Annotated in this window: 17 protein-coding genes; 5 read left to right on the forward strand and 12 right to left on the reverse strand. The window is 49.2% G+C overall.

Annotation, left to right across the window (positions count from 1 at the left end; translation table 11 throughout):
• Window positions 1-18: 18 nt before the first annotated feature.
• From fliM to hxlA, 8 genes are all read right to left on the reverse strand, one after another.
• On the reverse strand, window positions 19-999 hold the full coding sequence (gene fliM, locus G006_RS0113230) for a flagellar motor switch protein FliM (RefSeq protein ID WP_020483680.1): 981 nt from the start codon (window positions 997-999) through the stop codon (window positions 19-21).
• A complete protein-coding gene (locus G006_RS0113235) occupies window positions 1,000-1,548 on the reverse strand; it encodes a flagellar basal body-associated FliL family protein (RefSeq protein ID WP_020483681.1) in 549 nt (182 codons plus the stop codon).
• A gap of 283 nt (window positions 1,549-1,831) precedes the next feature.
• Window positions 1,832-2,911, reverse strand: a complete 1,080-nt coding sequence (gene fbaA / locus G006_RS0113240) for a class II fructose-bisphosphate aldolase (protein ID WP_020483682.1) — start codon at window positions 2,909-2,911, stop codon at window positions 1,832-1,834.
• Window positions 2,912-3,014: 103 nt separating this feature from the next.
• Window positions 3,015-4,001, reverse strand: coding sequence for a transaldolase (locus G006_RS0113245; RefSeq protein ID WP_020483683.1), 987 nt, complete (start codon window positions 3,999-4,001; stop codon window positions 3,015-3,017).
• 284 nt (window positions 4,002-4,285) lie between these two features.
• Window positions 4,286-4,966, reverse strand: a complete 681-nt coding sequence (locus tag G006_RS0113250; protein WP_152428860.1) for a hypothetical protein — start codon at window positions 4,964-4,966, stop codon at window positions 4,286-4,288.
• 71 nt (window positions 4,967-5,037) lie between these two features.
• Window positions 5,038-7,053 (reverse strand): transketolase, encoded by a 2,016-nt coding sequence (tkt, locus tag G006_RS0113255; RefSeq protein WP_020483685.1) that lies wholly within the window; start codon window positions 7,051-7,053, stop codon window positions 5,038-5,040.
• 202 nt (window positions 7,054-7,255) lie between these two features.
• On the reverse strand, window positions 7,256-7,789 hold the full coding sequence (gene hxlB, locus G006_RS29155; RefSeq protein WP_020483686.1) for a 6-phospho-3-hexuloisomerase: 534 nt from the start codon (window positions 7,787-7,789) through the stop codon (window positions 7,256-7,258).
• 3 nt (window positions 7,790-7,792) lie between these two features.
• On the reverse strand, window positions 7,793-8,440 hold the full coding sequence (gene hxlA, locus G006_RS29160; RefSeq protein WP_026147039.1) for a 3-hexulose-6-phosphate synthase: 648 nt from the start codon (window positions 8,438-8,440) through the stop codon (window positions 7,793-7,795).
• 425 nt (window positions 8,441-8,865) lie between these two features.
• On the opposite strand from hxlA, the gene thpR reads away from it, so the two are divergent.
• Window positions 8,866-9,372, forward strand: coding sequence for an RNA 2',3'-cyclic phosphodiesterase (thpR, locus tag G006_RS0113275; protein ID WP_020483689.1), 507 nt, complete (start codon window positions 8,866-8,868; stop codon window positions 9,370-9,372).
• A 28-nt stretch (window positions 9,373-9,400) separates the two neighbouring features.
• The gene (locus tag G006_RS0113280) at window positions 9,401-9,748 is read left to right on the forward strand and encodes a phenylpyruvate tautomerase MIF-related protein (RefSeq protein ID WP_020483690.1); all 348 of its coding nucleotides are present in this window, start codon (window positions 9,401-9,403) and stop codon (window positions 9,746-9,748) included.
• A gap of 96 nt (window positions 9,749-9,844) precedes the next feature.
• Here G006_RS0113280 and G006_RS0113285 read toward each other — a convergent pair whose 3' ends face one another.
• The 4 genes from G006_RS0113285 to G006_RS0113300 all read right to left on the reverse strand — a co-directional run bounded on the left by G006_RS0113285 (window position 9,845) and on the right by G006_RS0113300 (window position 12,714).
• Window positions 9,845-10,171, reverse strand: coding sequence for a ComEA family DNA-binding protein (locus G006_RS0113285; protein WP_020483691.1), 327 nt, complete (start codon window positions 10,169-10,171; stop codon window positions 9,845-9,847).
• A 132-nt stretch (window positions 10,172-10,303) separates the two neighbouring features.
• Window positions 10,304-11,275 carry a tRNA 5-methoxyuridine(34)/uridine 5-oxyacetic acid(34) synthase CmoB gene (gene cmoB / locus G006_RS0113290; RefSeq protein ID WP_020483692.1) on the reverse strand — a complete coding sequence of 324 codons (972 nt, stop codon included), beginning with the start codon at window positions 11,273-11,275 and terminating at the stop codon, window positions 10,304-10,306.
• Window positions 11,272-12,003 carry a carboxy-S-adenosyl-L-methionine synthase CmoA gene (gene cmoA, locus G006_RS0113295; protein ID WP_020483693.1) on the reverse strand — a complete coding sequence of 244 codons (732 nt, stop codon included), beginning with the start codon at window positions 12,001-12,003 and terminating at the stop codon, window positions 11,272-11,274. Before cmoA ends, cmoB begins: the two co-directional genes overlap by 4 nt.
• A gap of 63 nt (window positions 12,004-12,066) precedes the next feature.
• A complete protein-coding gene (locus G006_RS0113300; protein WP_026147040.1) occupies window positions 12,067-12,714 on the reverse strand; it encodes an MlaC/ttg2D family ABC transporter substrate-binding protein in 648 nt (215 codons plus the stop codon).
• A gap of 139 nt (window positions 12,715-12,853) precedes the next feature.
• Between G006_RS0113300 and hemB the strand changes: the two genes are divergently transcribed.
• The 3 genes from hemB to aroE are packed head-to-tail and all read left to right on the forward strand — an operon-like array spanning window position 12,854 to window position 15,303.
• Complete coding sequence (gene hemB, locus G006_RS0113305; RefSeq protein WP_020483695.1) at window positions 12,854-13,870, forward strand: porphobilinogen synthase; 1,017 nt, start codon at window positions 12,854-12,856, stop codon at window positions 13,868-13,870.
• Between the two features lie 22 nt (window positions 13,871-13,892).
• A complete protein-coding gene (locus tag G006_RS0113310) occupies window positions 13,893-14,468 on the forward strand; it encodes a hypothetical protein (RefSeq protein ID WP_020483696.1) in 576 nt (191 codons plus the stop codon).
• Window positions 14,455-15,303, forward strand: a complete 849-nt coding sequence (gene aroE, locus G006_RS0113315; RefSeq protein ID WP_026147041.1) for a shikimate dehydrogenase — start codon at window positions 14,455-14,457, stop codon at window positions 15,301-15,303. The genes G006_RS0113310 and aroE overlap by 14 nt, the downstream gene beginning before the upstream one ends.
• The last annotated feature ends 58 nt before the right edge of the window (window positions 15,304-15,361 follow it).

Genomic DNA, 15,361 nt, shown 5'->3' on the forward strand with positions numbered 1-15,361 from the left:
GCTTATCCTTCCCTGCTGTTAAATATTATCCAGCGTCATTTTTTCTGTAATTTCGATGGCGTAGTTACCATCCGAAAGACCCAATTTGCCTCGAAAAACCGGTACGTCTTCAACTTCGAGTAATACGGTTTCCGGCATTTCTATAGGAATCACGTCGCCCTTTTTAAGTTCAATCACTTCACTGATAGACATTTCTTTTTCTATCAGTTTACTGTTGACGATCACTTCGCTACGCATAATTTCGACTCTTAGCGAATCTTGCCAACGGCCATCGACCTCACCTCGGTCGCTGGTTACAGCATCCAGCAACTCTCTAATCGGCTCAATCATGGAATAAGGCATCGCAATATTGATATCGCCGCCGCCGCCTTCCAATTCCACATGGATAGTGGAAATCACCACAATTTCCGAAGGACTGACGATGTTAGCAAACTGCGGATTCACTTCCGAATTGATGTATTCAAAGTCGATATCCATTACCGGCTTCCAGGCTTCAGCCAAATCCTTGAAAATCATATCGATAATCAGCCGAATAATGCGCATTTCGGTTGGGGTAAACTCCCTGCCCTCAACCTTGTTATAAAACTGACCGCCACCGCCGAAAAAGTTATCGACAGCGGTAAAAACCAAACGCGGTTCCATTACGATTAATGCCCGGCCGCGTAAAGGCGACATCCGAATAACATTCAAATTTGTGGGTACGAATAAGCCCTGAATGAATTCAGAAAACTTCTGTACCTGAATCCCGGAAACGGAGATTTCCGCAGCGCGCCTTAAAAAATTAAATAACGCTATCCGGAAATGGCGAGCAAAACGCTCATTGACCATTTCCAAGGTGGGCATCCGCCCCCGGACAATCCGTTCCTGACTATTAAAATCGTAGACTCTAGCCGTGCCCCGACTATAGTCATCATCAACTCCTGTATCGACATCACCGTCGTCCACGCCATGCAGTAACGCATCGATTTCGTCTTGTGATAATAGATCGGCGGTTGACATTTATTGCATTACAAATTCAGTGAAGTACACATCTTTAACGGTATTTTTACCGGCCATTTTTTCCAAAACTTTGCCAATTTCTGCCTGCATCATAGCTTTTAGTTCTTGCTTTCCTTCCAAGGTTTTCGCTTTTTCCGCACCCACCGCACTAATGGCCATCAACAAGTTATTGCGTATCATCGGCTCATGTTTTTTCATTGCATCCTTACTCGCCTCGCCTTTCATCAGTATTGTCAGGGAAATTCTGATCACTTTTGCGCCAGAGCCGGCGGGAAAATTAACCAATAAGGGACTTGGTAAATCATAATAAACATCAGGCTCAGCGACTTTTTCATGGTCGGCTTCTTCTTCATGCGCGGCTTCTTCCTTGTGCTCCTCCTTGCCGTGCTTGGCATCACCTTCTTCTTTATGCTCGGCGTCAGCTGGCTTATTCAGAAAGAAATAAGCCCCACCTCCTGCGCCAACCAAAATCAATATAACCGCAGCGATTATTATGATTATTTTCTTGGAAGACTTCTTACCTTCGTCTTTCCCATGGGCTTCTGCCATTTTCCACCTTTTAAATTTTTACAGCACAATACGCGCCAAAATACTCAAGTTCAATCAGACCACAGCCCTAAAAACAGCTGGATTTGATCATACAAGAAAAAACATCGTTTTAGAATAATAGTATAGCCGTCACTTGAAAGCAGTTAGGCATAAAGCGGAGTTCAGGTATGCAAAATATACCTGGAAGAATTGTAGCTCCTAAGTCAAATTTTTGACTCAGATTGTGAATGTTTTACAGAAAGGACTGCAAAGACCTCATGGCCTTTGCAGTTTTATCAAGATATTACAGCGAATTAACGGCGTTTAATTCTTGGAAGGCTTGCTCTAAACGAGTCACCATGCCAACTTGGCCGGCACGTTGCCAAACCCGTGGGTCATAGTATTTTTTGTTCGGCTTATCGGCACCTTCCGGGTTACCGATTTGGCCTTGCAAATAAGCTTCGTTTTTCTTGTAAAACTCCATCACGCCAGCCCAAGATGCCCATTGTGTGTCGGTATCGATGTTCATTTTAACGACGCCGTAGCTGATAGATTCTTTAATCTCTTCTGGAGAGGAGCCTGATCCGCCATGGAACACGAAGTTTAATGAATTTTGCGGCAAGCCGAATTTTTCTGAAACGTATTTTTGCGAGTTAGCCAAAATTGTCGGCGTCAATTTAACGTTGCCTGGAGAGTAAACGCCATGAACATTACCGAACGACGCAGCAATAGTAAACCTGTGGCTGATTTTGCTCAGTTGCTCGTAAGCGTAAGCAACGTCTTCCGGCTGGGTATACAAAGCAGAATGATCCATACCGCTGTTGTCGACACCGTCTTCCTCACCACCGGTACAACCCAGTTCGATTTCCAGAGTCATACCCATTTTGGACATGCGCTCCAGATATTTACCGCAGATTTCAATGTTTTCTTGCAAGCTTTCCTCGGAAAGATCCAGCATGTGCGAGCTGAACAATGGCTTGCCGGTTGCAGCGAAGTGCTTTTCGCCCGCATCCAACATGCCATCAACCCACGGCAGCAATTTCTTCGCAGCATGGTCGGTATGTAAAATAACCGGTACGCCATAATGCTCAGCCAAAGCATGCACGTGATGAGCGCCAGAGATCGCACCAACAATTGAACAACCTTGCCCTTCCAACTTCAAGCCTTTACCGGCAACAAATGCCGCACCACCATTGGAGAACTGAATCACAACCGGCGACCTTACTTTCGCCGCCGCTTCCAACACCGAATTGATAGTATCGGTGCTGATCACGTTCACAGCAGGTAAAGCAAATTTATTTTCTTTGCAAATTGCAAAGATTTTTTGTACATCTTCACCGGTTACGACACCGGGCTTAACAACATCTAATATTTTTTGAGACATGCCATAAATCCTGCTTAGAAATCGGGTTGCTCAATAAACAGGCAACCCGAGAAATTCGTAATGGAACGCTGGCAACGAGACCAACTCGCTGCCAGCTATCTTTTTAAGCTTCCAGACTAGCCAAACGCTCTGACAACAATTTTTCCAAAGCTTCCAAAGCTTTGGCAAAGCCGTCGATACCTTCAGCCAATTTTTCTTTGGCCATACGGTTTTCTTCGTGCATCCGCTCAAAAGTTGCTTTATCGACAGTGATTTTTTCGATTGCGGCGTTTGCTGCATTAGCAGGATCCAGTTTACGCGGCAGGTCACCTTCAACGGATTGCAGTTCAGCCAACAGCGACGGAGCAATAGTCAACAAATCACTACCGGCCAGTTCGGTAATTTCACCGATGTTTCTGAAACTTGCACCCATTACTTCGGTTTTGTAACCGAACTTTTTGTAGTAGTTGTAGATTTCAGTTACTGACAATACCCCTGGATCTTCAGTCGGGGCATAAGAGTCGCGGCCGGTGTCTTTTTTGTACCAATCCAGAATGCGACCGACGAATGGCGAAATCAGTGTGATGCCGTTTTCTGCGCAAGCAATCGCTTGGTGCAAGCCAAACAACAGCGTCAGGTTGGTGTGAATGCCTTCTTTTTCCAATACAGCAGCAGCTTGGATACCTTCCCATGTTGCAGCAATTTTGATCAGCACGCGCTCTTTAGAAATACCGGCGGCTTCGTATTGTTTAATCAGGTCCCGGCCTTTGGCAATGGTACCTTCAGTATCGAAAGATAAGCGCGCATCTACTTCGGTTGATACACGACCCTCGATGATTTCCAGTATTTTTAGGCCAAAAGATACCGCCAAACGGTCAAATGCCAAAGAAACGACATCCGCGGCAGCGGCGGCAGCACCCAAGGTTGCTCTTGCACCTTTCAACGTATCATCAACGATACCTTGATACTGCGGCATTTGCGCGGCAGCGGTAATCAATGATGGATTAGTGGTCGCATCGCGTGGTTTAAATGTTTCAATCGCTTGAATGTCACCGGTGTCGGCAACAACAACAGTCATTTCGCGGAGTTGTTCGAGTAAATTTTTTGCCATAGGATTATCCTCAGATGTGTTGTTAATTTTTCCCCCTCGTTTGAACCGAGCTTTACAAGTAAAAGATGTTCAGCAATTCTTGCAGGAGATTGATTGCAAAAGAGTCCCTGGTGATGAAACTCTATTTTTAGATATTTTGATAAGACTGAATCGCCACTTGGCATATATTCAAAGCCGAAACAAACGCTTTAAAACATACGAAGTGGCGATCATTTAAATCTGCCGGATAAGAGTTAACGCTTAACCCTTAAGTTCCCGCGATCAGCATCATAAATCAGATGCTATTAAGCTTTATCACGTAAATACTTTTCCACGCCAGTCGCTTTCGCAGCGGCAGCTTCCCGATCTCTTACGATTTGCTTTGCCATGTATTTGGCAACGCCTGTAGCAGGATTGGAATCTTGTTTTTCCAAGTATTTGGCAACACCGGTTTTATTCGCACCCATCTTTTCCAAATACTTTTCCACGCCGGTTGCACCAGATGCAACTTGGTAATCATTAGCTGAAGAACCTTTGGCACTTTTAGGCGATTTTTTGTTGTAAATAAAAAATCCTGCTACCGCCAGCAAAACCAAGCCAATGTAGGAAAAATCTGAGGACGCAGCTTTTTCCGTTTGTATAACATCTACCGCTGCTTCCGCAGAAGTTGTGGAGGCAGATGAGCTTGACGATTTAGCCGCACTGGGCGCTGCTGCGCTGTGCTTATACTCAGCATCGCTGTATAACACTTTAGGTTGAAAATTCGTCGCAGGGAAAGCTGGATCCGCTTCAACTTCTTTTGCAGCAGGTTTCGCCGCTGGTGCTGGAGCAGCAACTGGCGCCGATTTGCTGTCGTTATATTCAGGATTGGTATAGAGCACCTTTGGCTGATAATCAGCCGCCGGATAATCCGATCCCGCCATAGCTAAGGAACTGGTCAGCATTAGAGCTGCCATCACGCCTTTCGTTAATTCATTTCTTTTCACGTCTATCACCTATGCTGTTAGAAACGTGAGGCTTCGGTCATTTAACCCAAGCCTCACCTAAGTTTACAAAATTAAAGAACGGCTTCCACATTAGCGACGACATTGTCCACGGTAAAGCCGAACTCTTTGAAGAGTTGACCTGCCGGGGCCGATTCGCCGAAACGGTCCAATCCTACGACTCTACCCGCGCTGCCGGCATATTTCCACCAGCTGTCGGTTACTCCCGCTTCTACTACCACGCGCTTGGTAACGCTTGGCGGCAATACGCTGTCTTTGTACGCTTGGTCTTGCGCTTCAAAGACATTGGTCGATGGCAAGGACACCACGCGGATGTTTTTGCCTTTGGCTTCCAGCGCTTCAGCGGCTTTAACCGCCAATTCCACTTCAGAGCCGGTGGCAATGATGATGGCATCCGGGGTACCGGCACTGTCTTTCAGGATGTAGCCACCTTTACTGATGCCGTCAATCTGGGCTTGGCTGCGCGCCATGTGCGCCAGGTTTTGCCGGGAAAAGATCAGGGTGCTCGGTCCATCTTGACGTTCGATCGCGGCTTTCCAGCACACGGCCGACTCGACGGCGTCGCAAGGGCGCCAGACCTGCATGTTCGGAATCATGCGCAGGGTGGCGGTTTGTTCGACGGGTTGGTGAGTCGGACCGTCTTCGCCCAGACCGATAGAGTCGTGGGTGTAAACGAAGATGGTCGGAATTTTCATCAACGCGGCCATGCGCAGGGCGTTACGGGCGTATTCACTGAACATCAGGAAGGTAGCGCCGTAGGGTTTGAAGCCACCGTGCAGGGTGATGCCGTTCATGATGGCGGACATACCGAATTCACGCACACCGTAGTAGACGTAGTTGCCGTCGAAGCCCGGTTGGTTGACGTCTTTGCAGCCGGACCACAGGGTCAGGTTGGAGCCGGCCAAGTCGGCAGAGCCGCCCAGCAGTTCGGGCAACAAGGGGCCAAAGCCGTTCAGGGTGTTTTGCGACGCTTTACGGCTGGCGATGGTTTCGCCTTTTTCGTTGACGGCCGCAATGAAGGCGTTGGATTTTGCCGCCCAATCGGCCGGCAGTTCATTTTTGATGACCCGACGTTCGAATTCGGCTGCCAATTCCGGATGTGCGGCTTGATACGCAGCAAATTTGGCGTTCCAGGCGCTTTCCAGTTGGGCACCTTTGGCGTTGGCATCCCAACCGGCTTTGATGTCGGCAGGAATGTCGAACGGCGCATGCGACCAACCCAGATTTTCACGGGTCAGGGCGATTTCCGCTTCACCTAAGGCCGCACCGTGGCATTCTTCTTTGCCTTGTTTGTTCGGCGAACCGAAACCGATGGTGGTTTGGCAGCAGATGATGCTCGGTTTGTCAGTGACTTTTTTCGCAGCTTCGATAGCAGCTTTCACTGCATCGGCGTCGTGACCGTCGACTTTGGGGATGACGTGCCAGCCGTAGGCTTCGAAACGTTTGGGCGTGTCGTCCAGGAACCAGCCGGCGACGTTGCCATGACCGCGGACTTCGCCGTCGATGGAGATGTTGTTGTCGTCGTAGAAGGCGATCAGTTTGCCCAGTTTCATGGAGCCGGCCAGGGAGCAGGCTTCGTGGGAGATACCTTCCATCAAGCAGCCGTCACCCAGGAAGACGTAGGTGTGGTGGTCGACGATGTCGTGGCCCGGACGGTTGAATTGACCGGCCAGGGTGCGTTCTGCCAGGGCAAAACCGACCGCGTTGGTGATACCTTGTCCCAAGGGACCCGTGGTGGTTTCGACGCCGTCGGTGTAACCGTATTCAGGGTGTCCTGGGGTTTGCGAGTGCAGTTGGCGGAACTGTTTCAGTTCTTCAATCGGCAGATTGTAGCCGGCCAAGTGCAGCAAGGAATAAATCAGCATGGAGCCATGACCGTTGGACAGGATGAAGCGGTCGCGGTTGGGCCATTTGGGGTTGCTGGGGTTGTGTTGCAGAAAATCGTTCCACAATACTTCTGCGATGTCGGCCATCCCCATCGGTGCACCGGGGTGCCCGGAGTTGGCTTTCTGTACGGCGTCCATGCTAAGTGCGCGGATGGCGTTCGCTAAGTCTCGGCGCGAAGGCATGTTGGTCTCCTTTTTATTTTGTTATTTTAGTTGCGACATTTGATTACTCAAACATCACTCTGGCTGAGGCTGGTAAATACAAGGAAGACCAAAACCACACTCTCGTTCATTCAGACTGCTGGAATCGGTATCGCCTTGACACCCGAATGTAATGTAAAAAACCCGTGACCGAATCTCTCCGGCCACAGGTTCACACGCTAAGTTATTCCAAATTGGCGTGTCTTGATCTCATCTCTTCTTCTGCAATGCCTTTGTCATGGATTACATGCGAAATTGTCGCTTCCAGGAAAAACAAGGTAGACAATTCAAACACAGTACCCATAGGCATGCCTTTGACTTTACCGTATTGTTCGGATCTGCCGATTTGCAAAGTGACATCAGCCATGTCGCCAATCGTTGAATCGTCCTTAGCCGAAATCAACACAATCTTTGCGCCGACTTCTTTGGCTTTTTTGGTAAAGGCAATCAACTGCTCGGTTTCACCAGAGCCGGAAATAATGATCAACAAATCGCCAGCTTTGATGCTTGGCGTAACAATTTCACCGACAACGCTAACGTCATAGCCGCCATGCATCAAACGCATAGCAAAGAAATTGCCGACTAGCTTTGAACGGCCAGCGCCCGATATAAAAATGCGCTTAGCCTGATCCAGCATGTCCACCAAGGTTTTGTCATGCGAGTCGGGTGTCGCTTCCAGAATCCCTGAGATTTTGTCAATAATTAACTGCTGATGCATGACTTATACCGCCGCTGCGTCAACCAATTCACGGATTTCACGAGCAGCTTCAGCAGGTGAAGGAGCACCGTAAATAGCAGCACCAACAACGATGATGTTGGCGCCAGCTTCAACGACTTGTTGTACAGTCGCTTGTTTGATACCGCCAGCGACAGAGATACGCACATTCAGGCCCAAACGAGCGATGTCGTTCAGATCGGTAAATGGCGTGTGACCGGCTGCTTGTGCGTCGAGACCTGTGTGAATACCAACGATTTGCGCGCCCAATTTAACAGACTCTCTCGCGCATTCGGCTTTGTCGGCCACGTTGATCAAGTCGATTTGAGTTTCAGCGCCATGTTTTTTCGCAGCCTTGATAACGCCTGCGATAGTAGCCAAACCGGATACGCCCAACACGGTGCAGATATCCGCGCCAGCAGCATAAAAAGCACCGGCTTCGTATTCGCCTGCGTCCATGGTTTTCAGGTCAACCAACAACAATTTATCTGGGTAGCGTTGTCTCAGTTCTTTAACCAAGTTGATACCGTTGTATTTAATGCAAGGAGTGCCGATTTCAAAAATGTCGACATAGGGTGCTACTTGATCTGCCAATGCAACTGTTTGGTTGAAATCCAGTGAATCCAACGCCATTTGAATTAATGGTCTTGCCATGTGATGTGCTCCGAAAGTTTTAATTTTTAGTAATAGCCGATTCTTGCAAATTGCCACAACCCGCTAGGCTTGTCACGTACGTGTGATGCATTTGTAACTGTAAGGTAGAAATGGGATATATGTCAATGCTTAGCAACTACGCGCAGTCTATAGCTTATGCGGACAAATTGTTACTAGACAATTCCGCGACGGAACCTAAAGCTGAACAAACCCAAAGGCAAGCCGAGCAAAATTCAATTTCCATTTTAGGATTCACCGCTTACGAGCTGATAAATCTTGATTTTTTTTTGGCTAATTGCCTATCCTCGTAGCAATAAAACAGCCCCCTTTAGCCTGCTCTCGGCACCCAAACCCCAGTATTTTACCTACCATCGAAAATATGAAAAAGTCATACCTCCATCTAACAACAACCGGAGAAGGACAGCTTGAAACGTCTCTTTTTTGCCTTATGGCCGGAACAAAACGGCAGACAACAATGCGCGGCGTTAATCAACAAACTAAACCGGACCGGAAAACCTGTTAAAGAAGCAAATTTACATGTCACCGTGTTGTTTTTAGGGAGAATTTCTCCAGAACAACAGGCCGGAATCACCGGGGAAGCGGGAAAACTGCCATCGCCGCCGATAACGTTGAGTTTTGACCGCCTGAGTTTCTGGAAAAAACCTGCCGTACTATGCCTGACTGCCTGTCAATTCGATCAAAGCGTGTCGATATTAAACAAAAACTTGGCCCGCATAGCCAAACAACAAGGCATACCCATCGAAAACAGACCATTCAAGCCGCACGTCACTTTAGTTAAAAAGGCTAATTCGGCAATCGATCTCGATTTCGTCCCCATTCTTTGGCGATCAAACGGCTTCTGCTTGGTAGAATCCTGCTCAGGATCGGATGGTGTCGAATACCGGATCATTCAGCACTGGCCGGCAATCTAGCCCCCCATAAAAAAACAGGAGACTAATCATGCCCTTTTTAAAATTGAACACCAACTCAACGCTGGACAAGGAACTGAAATCAAAATTGCTAGGCGAGCTATCGCAACTGGTGTCCAAAGAGACAGGCAAACCAGAGCGCTATGTCATGATTAGTATTGAGGAACACAACGCCATGCTGTTTGCCGGCAACACATCGCCCCTAGCATATCTGGAATGCAAGAGCATTGGCCTGAGCAGTAGCCAAGCCAAAAACTTGTCCGCATCAATATGCCAATTGCTCAATACCCGGCTTTCAATCCCTCAAGATCGGATATATATCGAGTTCAGTAACTGTCCGGCTGATTTTTGGGGCTGGAACGGCTCGACATTTGGCTAAACCACCCGGACGTCGAATATGTACGAGTGTGTATTTCAGACAAAACAGACTCAAATGAGTTGGCAGGCCAAACCCAAGCACGCCAACTCAGTCGCCTTATTTTGATTTTTTGGCTTCTTGGGGTTTTTCCGGCTTCTCTGGCTTATCGGTTTTCACTGCAGTAGCGGGGGCAGGATCGCCAATCAAGATATTCTTTTCATTCTGCTGGATGGTTTTCTCACCAATTCCCGGCACATTTTCCAGATCTTTCAATGATTTAAAATCACCATGCTCCTTCCTGTATTGGACCACGGCCTCGGCCTTCTTCGGACCTATGCCGGTCAGCGTCTTGGCAATAGTGTCAGCATCAGCTTGGTTGATATTGATAGGATCGGCCAAAACGACAAAAGAACACAGCATTAAAAGCATAAATAACTTTTTCATGGATTTTCTCCGACTTAAGATAAATAAAGAACGCCCGGACGAATCAGCTCATGAAAAATCAGCTGATCTTGTGGGCTAGGCAATCTTAGCCCTTTCTTTCAATTTTACAATTCAAAAACAAAAATCCGCTGATTAGTCGACGCTAGCCACAATCACCGCCCGAACCGGCGCCGGCAAGCCTTCGCAAGTCAAATCCGGAGTATGCGGATCCAAAAATTCCGCCAAAGAATGAAACCGCATCCATTCGGTACTGCGTTGCTCCTCGACAGAGGTTTTGGAAACATCGGCTAGGCGAATATTTTTAAATCCGCAACGACGCATCCATAACATCAAAGCTGCGCAGCTAGGTAAAAACCACACATTGCGCATTTGCGCATAACGCCCCTCCGGCACCAACACTTGTTCCGAATTGCCTTCAACCACCAGAGTCTCCAAAATCAATTCGCCGCCCGAACGCAAACAGCCCTTTAATTCCAGCAAATGATCGATAGGCGAGCGACGGTGATACAACACCCCCATCGAAAACACCGTATCGAACAACCCCATGTTGGGCGGCACATCTTCTATCCCCAGCGGCAATAGATAAATCGGCGCTTCGCCGTGCAGCTTACGGATAGCCTGAAACTGCATCACGCTGAGCAAAGTAGGGTCAATGCCAACCACCAGTCTCGCTCCCGCACCGAGCGTGCGCCAACAATGATAACCATTGCCACACCCGACATCCAAAACCAGTCGATTCCGTAGTGGTGCAATCTGTTCTTTCAGCCTATTCCATTTCCAATCCGAGCGCCATTCGGTATCGATGTCGATGCCAAATATCCGATAAGGCCCTTTCCGCCAAGGATGCAGCTGCATCAATTGTTCGCGTAAACCGGCCCGCACCTCTTCGGAAATATCCTCTGCCTGACCTATTCTGACACTCTCCAACAAATCGACACTGGACGGCATCAAGTCCGGCAAATCCTCTACTGCCTGTTGCCAGCGCTTTAGATCGCCATGCGACGAATCCGCAAAAGCCGCCGCCAATTGCTCAGGCAAACGGTTTACCCAGACTTCGTCGCCGGCCGCCGCCAATGTTTGATAAAGACCTTCGTAAAGCGTCATTTCAATGCAATCATCGAAGCGAAGTTGAAATACTGAAACCAAACTTCCGCGCTGGCGAACCCCGCCGCTTTCAGGCGCTGTTGATGCGCAGCAAAGGCTTCCGGTATCAACACATTCTCGAGGGCGCTGCGCTTTTGGCTGATTTCCAGCTCGCTATAGCCTTGGGCTTTTTTAAATAAATGATGCATATCAATCTGCAAAGCCTGCTGTCGAGCATCGTCGAACGCCAGCTTTTCTGACAAAATCAAAATCCCGCCCGGCAACAAACCGCGATAGATCGTGGTCAAAAAAGCCTGCCGATCAGCCAACGGAATAAACTGCAACGTAAAATTCAGCACAACCACCGAGGCATTGCTAATCGCCATGTCGCGAATATCAGCACAGACGATTTCTATCTCGGCTCCGCCGGACACACCCGACAGATTTTGTCGGCATTGCTGAACCATTGCAGCCGAACAATCCACAGCAACGATTCGGCAATTCTTAGTGGTGATTTGCTGATGCATAGCCAAGGTCGCCGCCCCCAACGAGCAGCCCAAATCGTAGCAAACGCTATCTTCCTTGGCAAAGCGTGCCGCCAATAAACCGATAGCCGAGATGATGGTGCTGTAACCGGGAACCGAGCGCTGGATCATGTCTGGAAAGACTTTGACGACAGCTTCGTCGAAGGAAAAAGCGCCAATTTCGCCCAGCGGACTGGCGTACAGAGAGTCTTTAGCGGATTGCATACAGATGGCGATTCCCGGCTGCCGTGAACAGCACAACCGGGAACATTTAAGAAGGGGAAAAACTTATGAATTATTCTTGCTGTTTAACGCTTCGGTATTACGCTTGGCCAATTGGTTGATAACCTCTTGCAACGAACCGGTGCGCTCCACTTCGTTTTTGAAGCTGGTGCGATAGTTGGTCACCAAACTTACGCCTTCGATCATGATGTCGTAAGCTTTCCATTGGCCTTTGACGTTCAGCATCCGATAGTTAACAGCGATAGGCTGCAACCCGGGTTGCAGCACTTCGGTTTTGATCAGAACTTTTCTTTCGTCTTCTTCCGGGGTGATCGGCAAAAACCGCACGGACCAATCTTTAAATTCAAAGAAAGCTCGGGAATAGGTCCTGATCAACAACACCTGAAACTCTTTTTTAAAGCTTTCTTTTTCGGCCGGGGAAGCATCCTTCCACATTTTCCCCAACACTAGCGAAGAAATCAGATCGAAATCCACATTTGGATAAATCACTTCCTGGACGAAGGCATTGATTTTTTGGAAATCGTGTGGAAATGCAGGATCCTGCAAGCGTTGCTTCAACTTGTTGGACGCCTCCTCAATAGTGCGTTGCGGCTCGCTCAGATCAGCCGCGGCAGCAGGCAAAGACAAAAACATGCCGACAAACAAGCTAAAAACCACTACAAATATAAAATGCATATGACGTTTGATATTCATAAAAACCATCTCAAAAAAGTATCGCCGGCTAATTTCAACCGCCTTCATTCGATACACTGCTAAAATAAAGGCCGAAGCACTAAACCGGCTCCAGATTCTAGCCAGCCCACGGGGCCGGCAAGTACCCCACTATATTACTATGGAAGAGATGTCATACCCTAACGACTTTTTCCCGGCCACCCGGATGCGCCGGATGCGTTATCAGGCATTTTCCCGACGGTTGATGCGGGAAAATCGCTTAAGTAGCGACGACTTAATCTGCCCGCTATTTGTTATCGAGGGCAATAATAAACAAGAAGCCGTCGCTTCCATGCCGGGCGTCAATAGATTATCCATCGACCTGGTGCTACGCGAAGCCGAAACCTTATTAAATCTGGGCGTACCCGCCATTGCCCTATTCCCGGTGACCGATCCGGACAAAAAATCCTTAAGCGCGGAAGAAGCTTATAACCCTCACGGCCTGGCACAACGTTGCGTTCGGGCTTTGAAAGATGCGCTGCCGGAATTGGGGGTAATCACCGATGTGGCGCTAGACCCTTTTACTTCACACGGCCAGGATGGATTGCTAAACGACCAAGGCTACGTCGTCAACGACGAAACTGTTGAAGTTCTCTGCAAACAGGCCTTGTCGCATGCCGAAGCCGGCGCCGACATCGTCGCCCCTTCCGACATGATGGACGGCCGCATCGGTGCAATCAGAACCGCCCTGGAATCGCATGGCCATAGCAACACCCGAATTCTGGCCTATTCGGCCAAATACGCCTCCAGCTTCTACGGCCCGTTCCGCGATGCGGTTGGCTCAGCCGGTAATCTCGGCGGCGGCAATAAATACAGCTATCAAATGGATCCGGCCAATTCCGATGAAGCCTTGCGGGAAATTGCTCTGGATTTACGCGAAGGCGCCGATATGATCATGGTCAAACCCGGCATGCCCTATCTGGACATCATCCGCCGCGCCAAGGATCAATTCGGCGTACCGACCTTTGCCTATCAGGTCAGCGGCGAATATGCGATGCTGAAAGCGGCATCGCAAAACGGCTGGCTAAACGAACAACAAGTGGTGATGGAATCCCTGCTAGCATTCAAGCGTGCCGGCTGCGACGCCATACTGACTTACTACGCCAAATCCGCTGCCCAGTGGCTAAAACAACAATAACAACTACACAAATGGACTCGGCATGAACGACGACCTAGATTTCGATGACAACAACTCGACCGACGAACCGCCTGAACAGCGCCGACGTTACTTCGGCCTGGAACAGGCGGTATTTATCCTACTGGTCGTTTTGTCGCTGTTAGGCATCGCTATCACTGAATTCAACCCGCACGATGGCTATGGCTATTGGTTATTTATGGTGATCGTGTTTGGCATGCTATCTATTTTCGTGTCCTGGCTGCAAACCAGAACCAACGACAACGACTTTGGCGACATCGTCAAAGCCCAAGGCCTGCATTGGCTGCATACACTGGTTGTGGTGATAGCCGCCGCATTGCTTAACAAATCCGAAGAGTTGTCCGACAGAAGCGCCAGCTTGGTGATTTTGTTGATCCTGGCCTTGGCGACGATGCTGGATGGCATACGCATCGGCTGGCAATACAGCTTACTCGGCTTTTTCCTCGCGACCTGCGCGCTGATCGTCGCCTATTTTGAGAACTTTATGCCTATCAGTATAGGACTGGGTGTGCTGGTGACAGCCTGCACCTTCCTCTGGGAATATTGGCGCAGCAAATACAGTACCGATGATGAAAATTGATAATTACGCGGTATTCGGCCAACCGATCAGCCACAGTAAATCACCGCGCATCCATAAATTATTTGCCGAGCAAACCGGCCAACTCATGGACTACGTCGCCCAGGAGGTCCCTGCGGAAACTTTTGCAGCGGCTACCACCCATTTTTTCACCGAAGGCGGCAAAGGCCTGAATTGCACCGTCCCGCTCAAGGAACTGGCTTGGCAATATGCCGACCAACTGACAGAGCGCGCTCGTCAAGCAAAAGCCGTCAACACCTTAGTCCGCCAAGCGGATGACAGCATTTTGGGCGACAACACCGACGGCATCGGCTTGCTTAACGACTTAACAATAAACCATGCCATCACGCTGAAGGACGCCAAGATTTTGATTCTAGGGGCAGGAGGCGCCACACGCGGCATCGTCCCTCCCCTACTGGAACAACGGCCATCGACATTGGTCATCGTCAATCGCAATGCGGGCAAAGCCCAAGCTATTGCCGAGGACTTCGCGGAACTAGGCGCGGTGCAAGCTTGCGATTACGCTAATCTTATAGATCGCCAATTCGATTTGATCATCAACGCCACGTCGGCCAGCCTCAGCGGCGATTTGCCGCCCTTGCCCGCCGCGCTGTTGAAAGCGGGCGGTAGTTGCTACGATCTGGCTTATGCCAACCAAGCCACCGCATTTGTGACATGGGGCTTGGCGAATAACGCCGCGCACAGCCTGGACGGCTTGGGCATGTTGGTAGAGCAGGCCGCCGAAGCGTTCTTTATTTGGCGAGGCGTGCGTCCGCACACATCGCCCGTAATTGGCCTGTTAAACGCCGAAAGAGAATTGCACAACACGAACGGATGAAATTATTGACCGGGGCGATGTCCATGGTAACAATCTCCCCAAACCGCCCGCCATTAAC

Origin of the sequence: Methylomonas sp. MK1 (assembly GCF_000365425.1) — a bacterium.
Lineage (GTDB): Bacteria > Pseudomonadota > Gammaproteobacteria > Methylococcales > Methylomonadaceae > Methylomonas.

What these genes read in the sequence shown, in the direction of transcription:
- fliM (WP_020483680.1), bottom strand. Translation starts at nt 999, where the DNA reads ATGTCAACCGCCGATCTATTATCACAAGACGAAATCGATGCGTTACTG.
- G006_RS0113235 (WP_020483681.1), bottom strand. Translation starts at nt 1,548, where the DNA reads ATGGCAGAAGCCCATGGGAAAGACGAAGGTAAGAAGTCTTCCAAGAAA.
- fbaA (WP_020483682.1), bottom strand. Translation starts at nt 2,911, where the DNA reads ATGTCTCAAAAAATATTAGATGTTGTTAAGCCCGGTGTCGTAACCGGT.
- G006_RS0113245 (WP_020483683.1), bottom strand. Translation starts at nt 4,001, where the DNA reads ATGGCAAAAAATTTACTCGAACAACTCCGCGAAATGACTGTTGTTGTT.
- tkt (WP_020483685.1), bottom strand. Translation starts at nt 7,053, where the DNA reads ATGCCTTCGCGCCGAGACTTAGCGAACGCCATCCGCGCACTTAGCATG.
- hxlB (WP_020483686.1), bottom strand. Translation starts at nt 7,789, where the DNA reads ATGCATCAGCAGTTAATTATTGACAAAATCTCAGGGATTCTGGAAGCG.
- hxlA (WP_026147039.1), bottom strand. Translation starts at nt 8,440, where the DNA reads ATGGCAAGACCATTAATTCAAATGGCGTTGGATTCACTGGATTTCAAC.
- G006_RS0113280 (WP_020483690.1), top strand. Translation starts at nt 9,401, where the DNA reads ATGCCCTTTTTAAAATTGAACACCAACTCAACGCTGGACAAGGAACTG.
- G006_RS0113285 (WP_020483691.1), bottom strand. Translation starts at nt 10,171, where the DNA reads ATGAAAAAGTTATTTATGCTTTTAATGCTGTGTTCTTTTGTCGTTTTG.
- cmoB (WP_020483692.1), bottom strand. Translation starts at nt 11,275, where the DNA reads ATGACGCTTTACGAAGGTCTTTATCAAACATTGGCGGCGGCCGGCGAC.
- cmoA (WP_020483693.1), bottom strand. Translation starts at nt 12,003, where the DNA reads ATGCAATCCGCTAAAGACTCTCTGTACGCCAGTCCGCTGGGCGAAATT.
- G006_RS0113300 (WP_026147040.1), bottom strand. Translation starts at nt 12,714, where the DNA reads ATGAATATCAAACGTCATATGCATTTTATATTTGTAGTGGTTTTTAGC.
- hemB (WP_020483695.1), top strand. Translation starts at nt 12,854, where the DNA reads ATGGAAGAGATGTCATACCCTAACGACTTTTTCCCGGCCACCCGGATG.
- G006_RS0113310 (WP_020483696.1), top strand. Translation starts at nt 13,893, where the DNA reads ATGAACGACGACCTAGATTTCGATGACAACAACTCGACCGACGAACCG.
- aroE (WP_026147041.1), top strand. Translation starts at nt 14,455, where the DNA reads ATGATGAAAATTGATAATTACGCGGTATTCGGCCAACCGATCAGCCAC.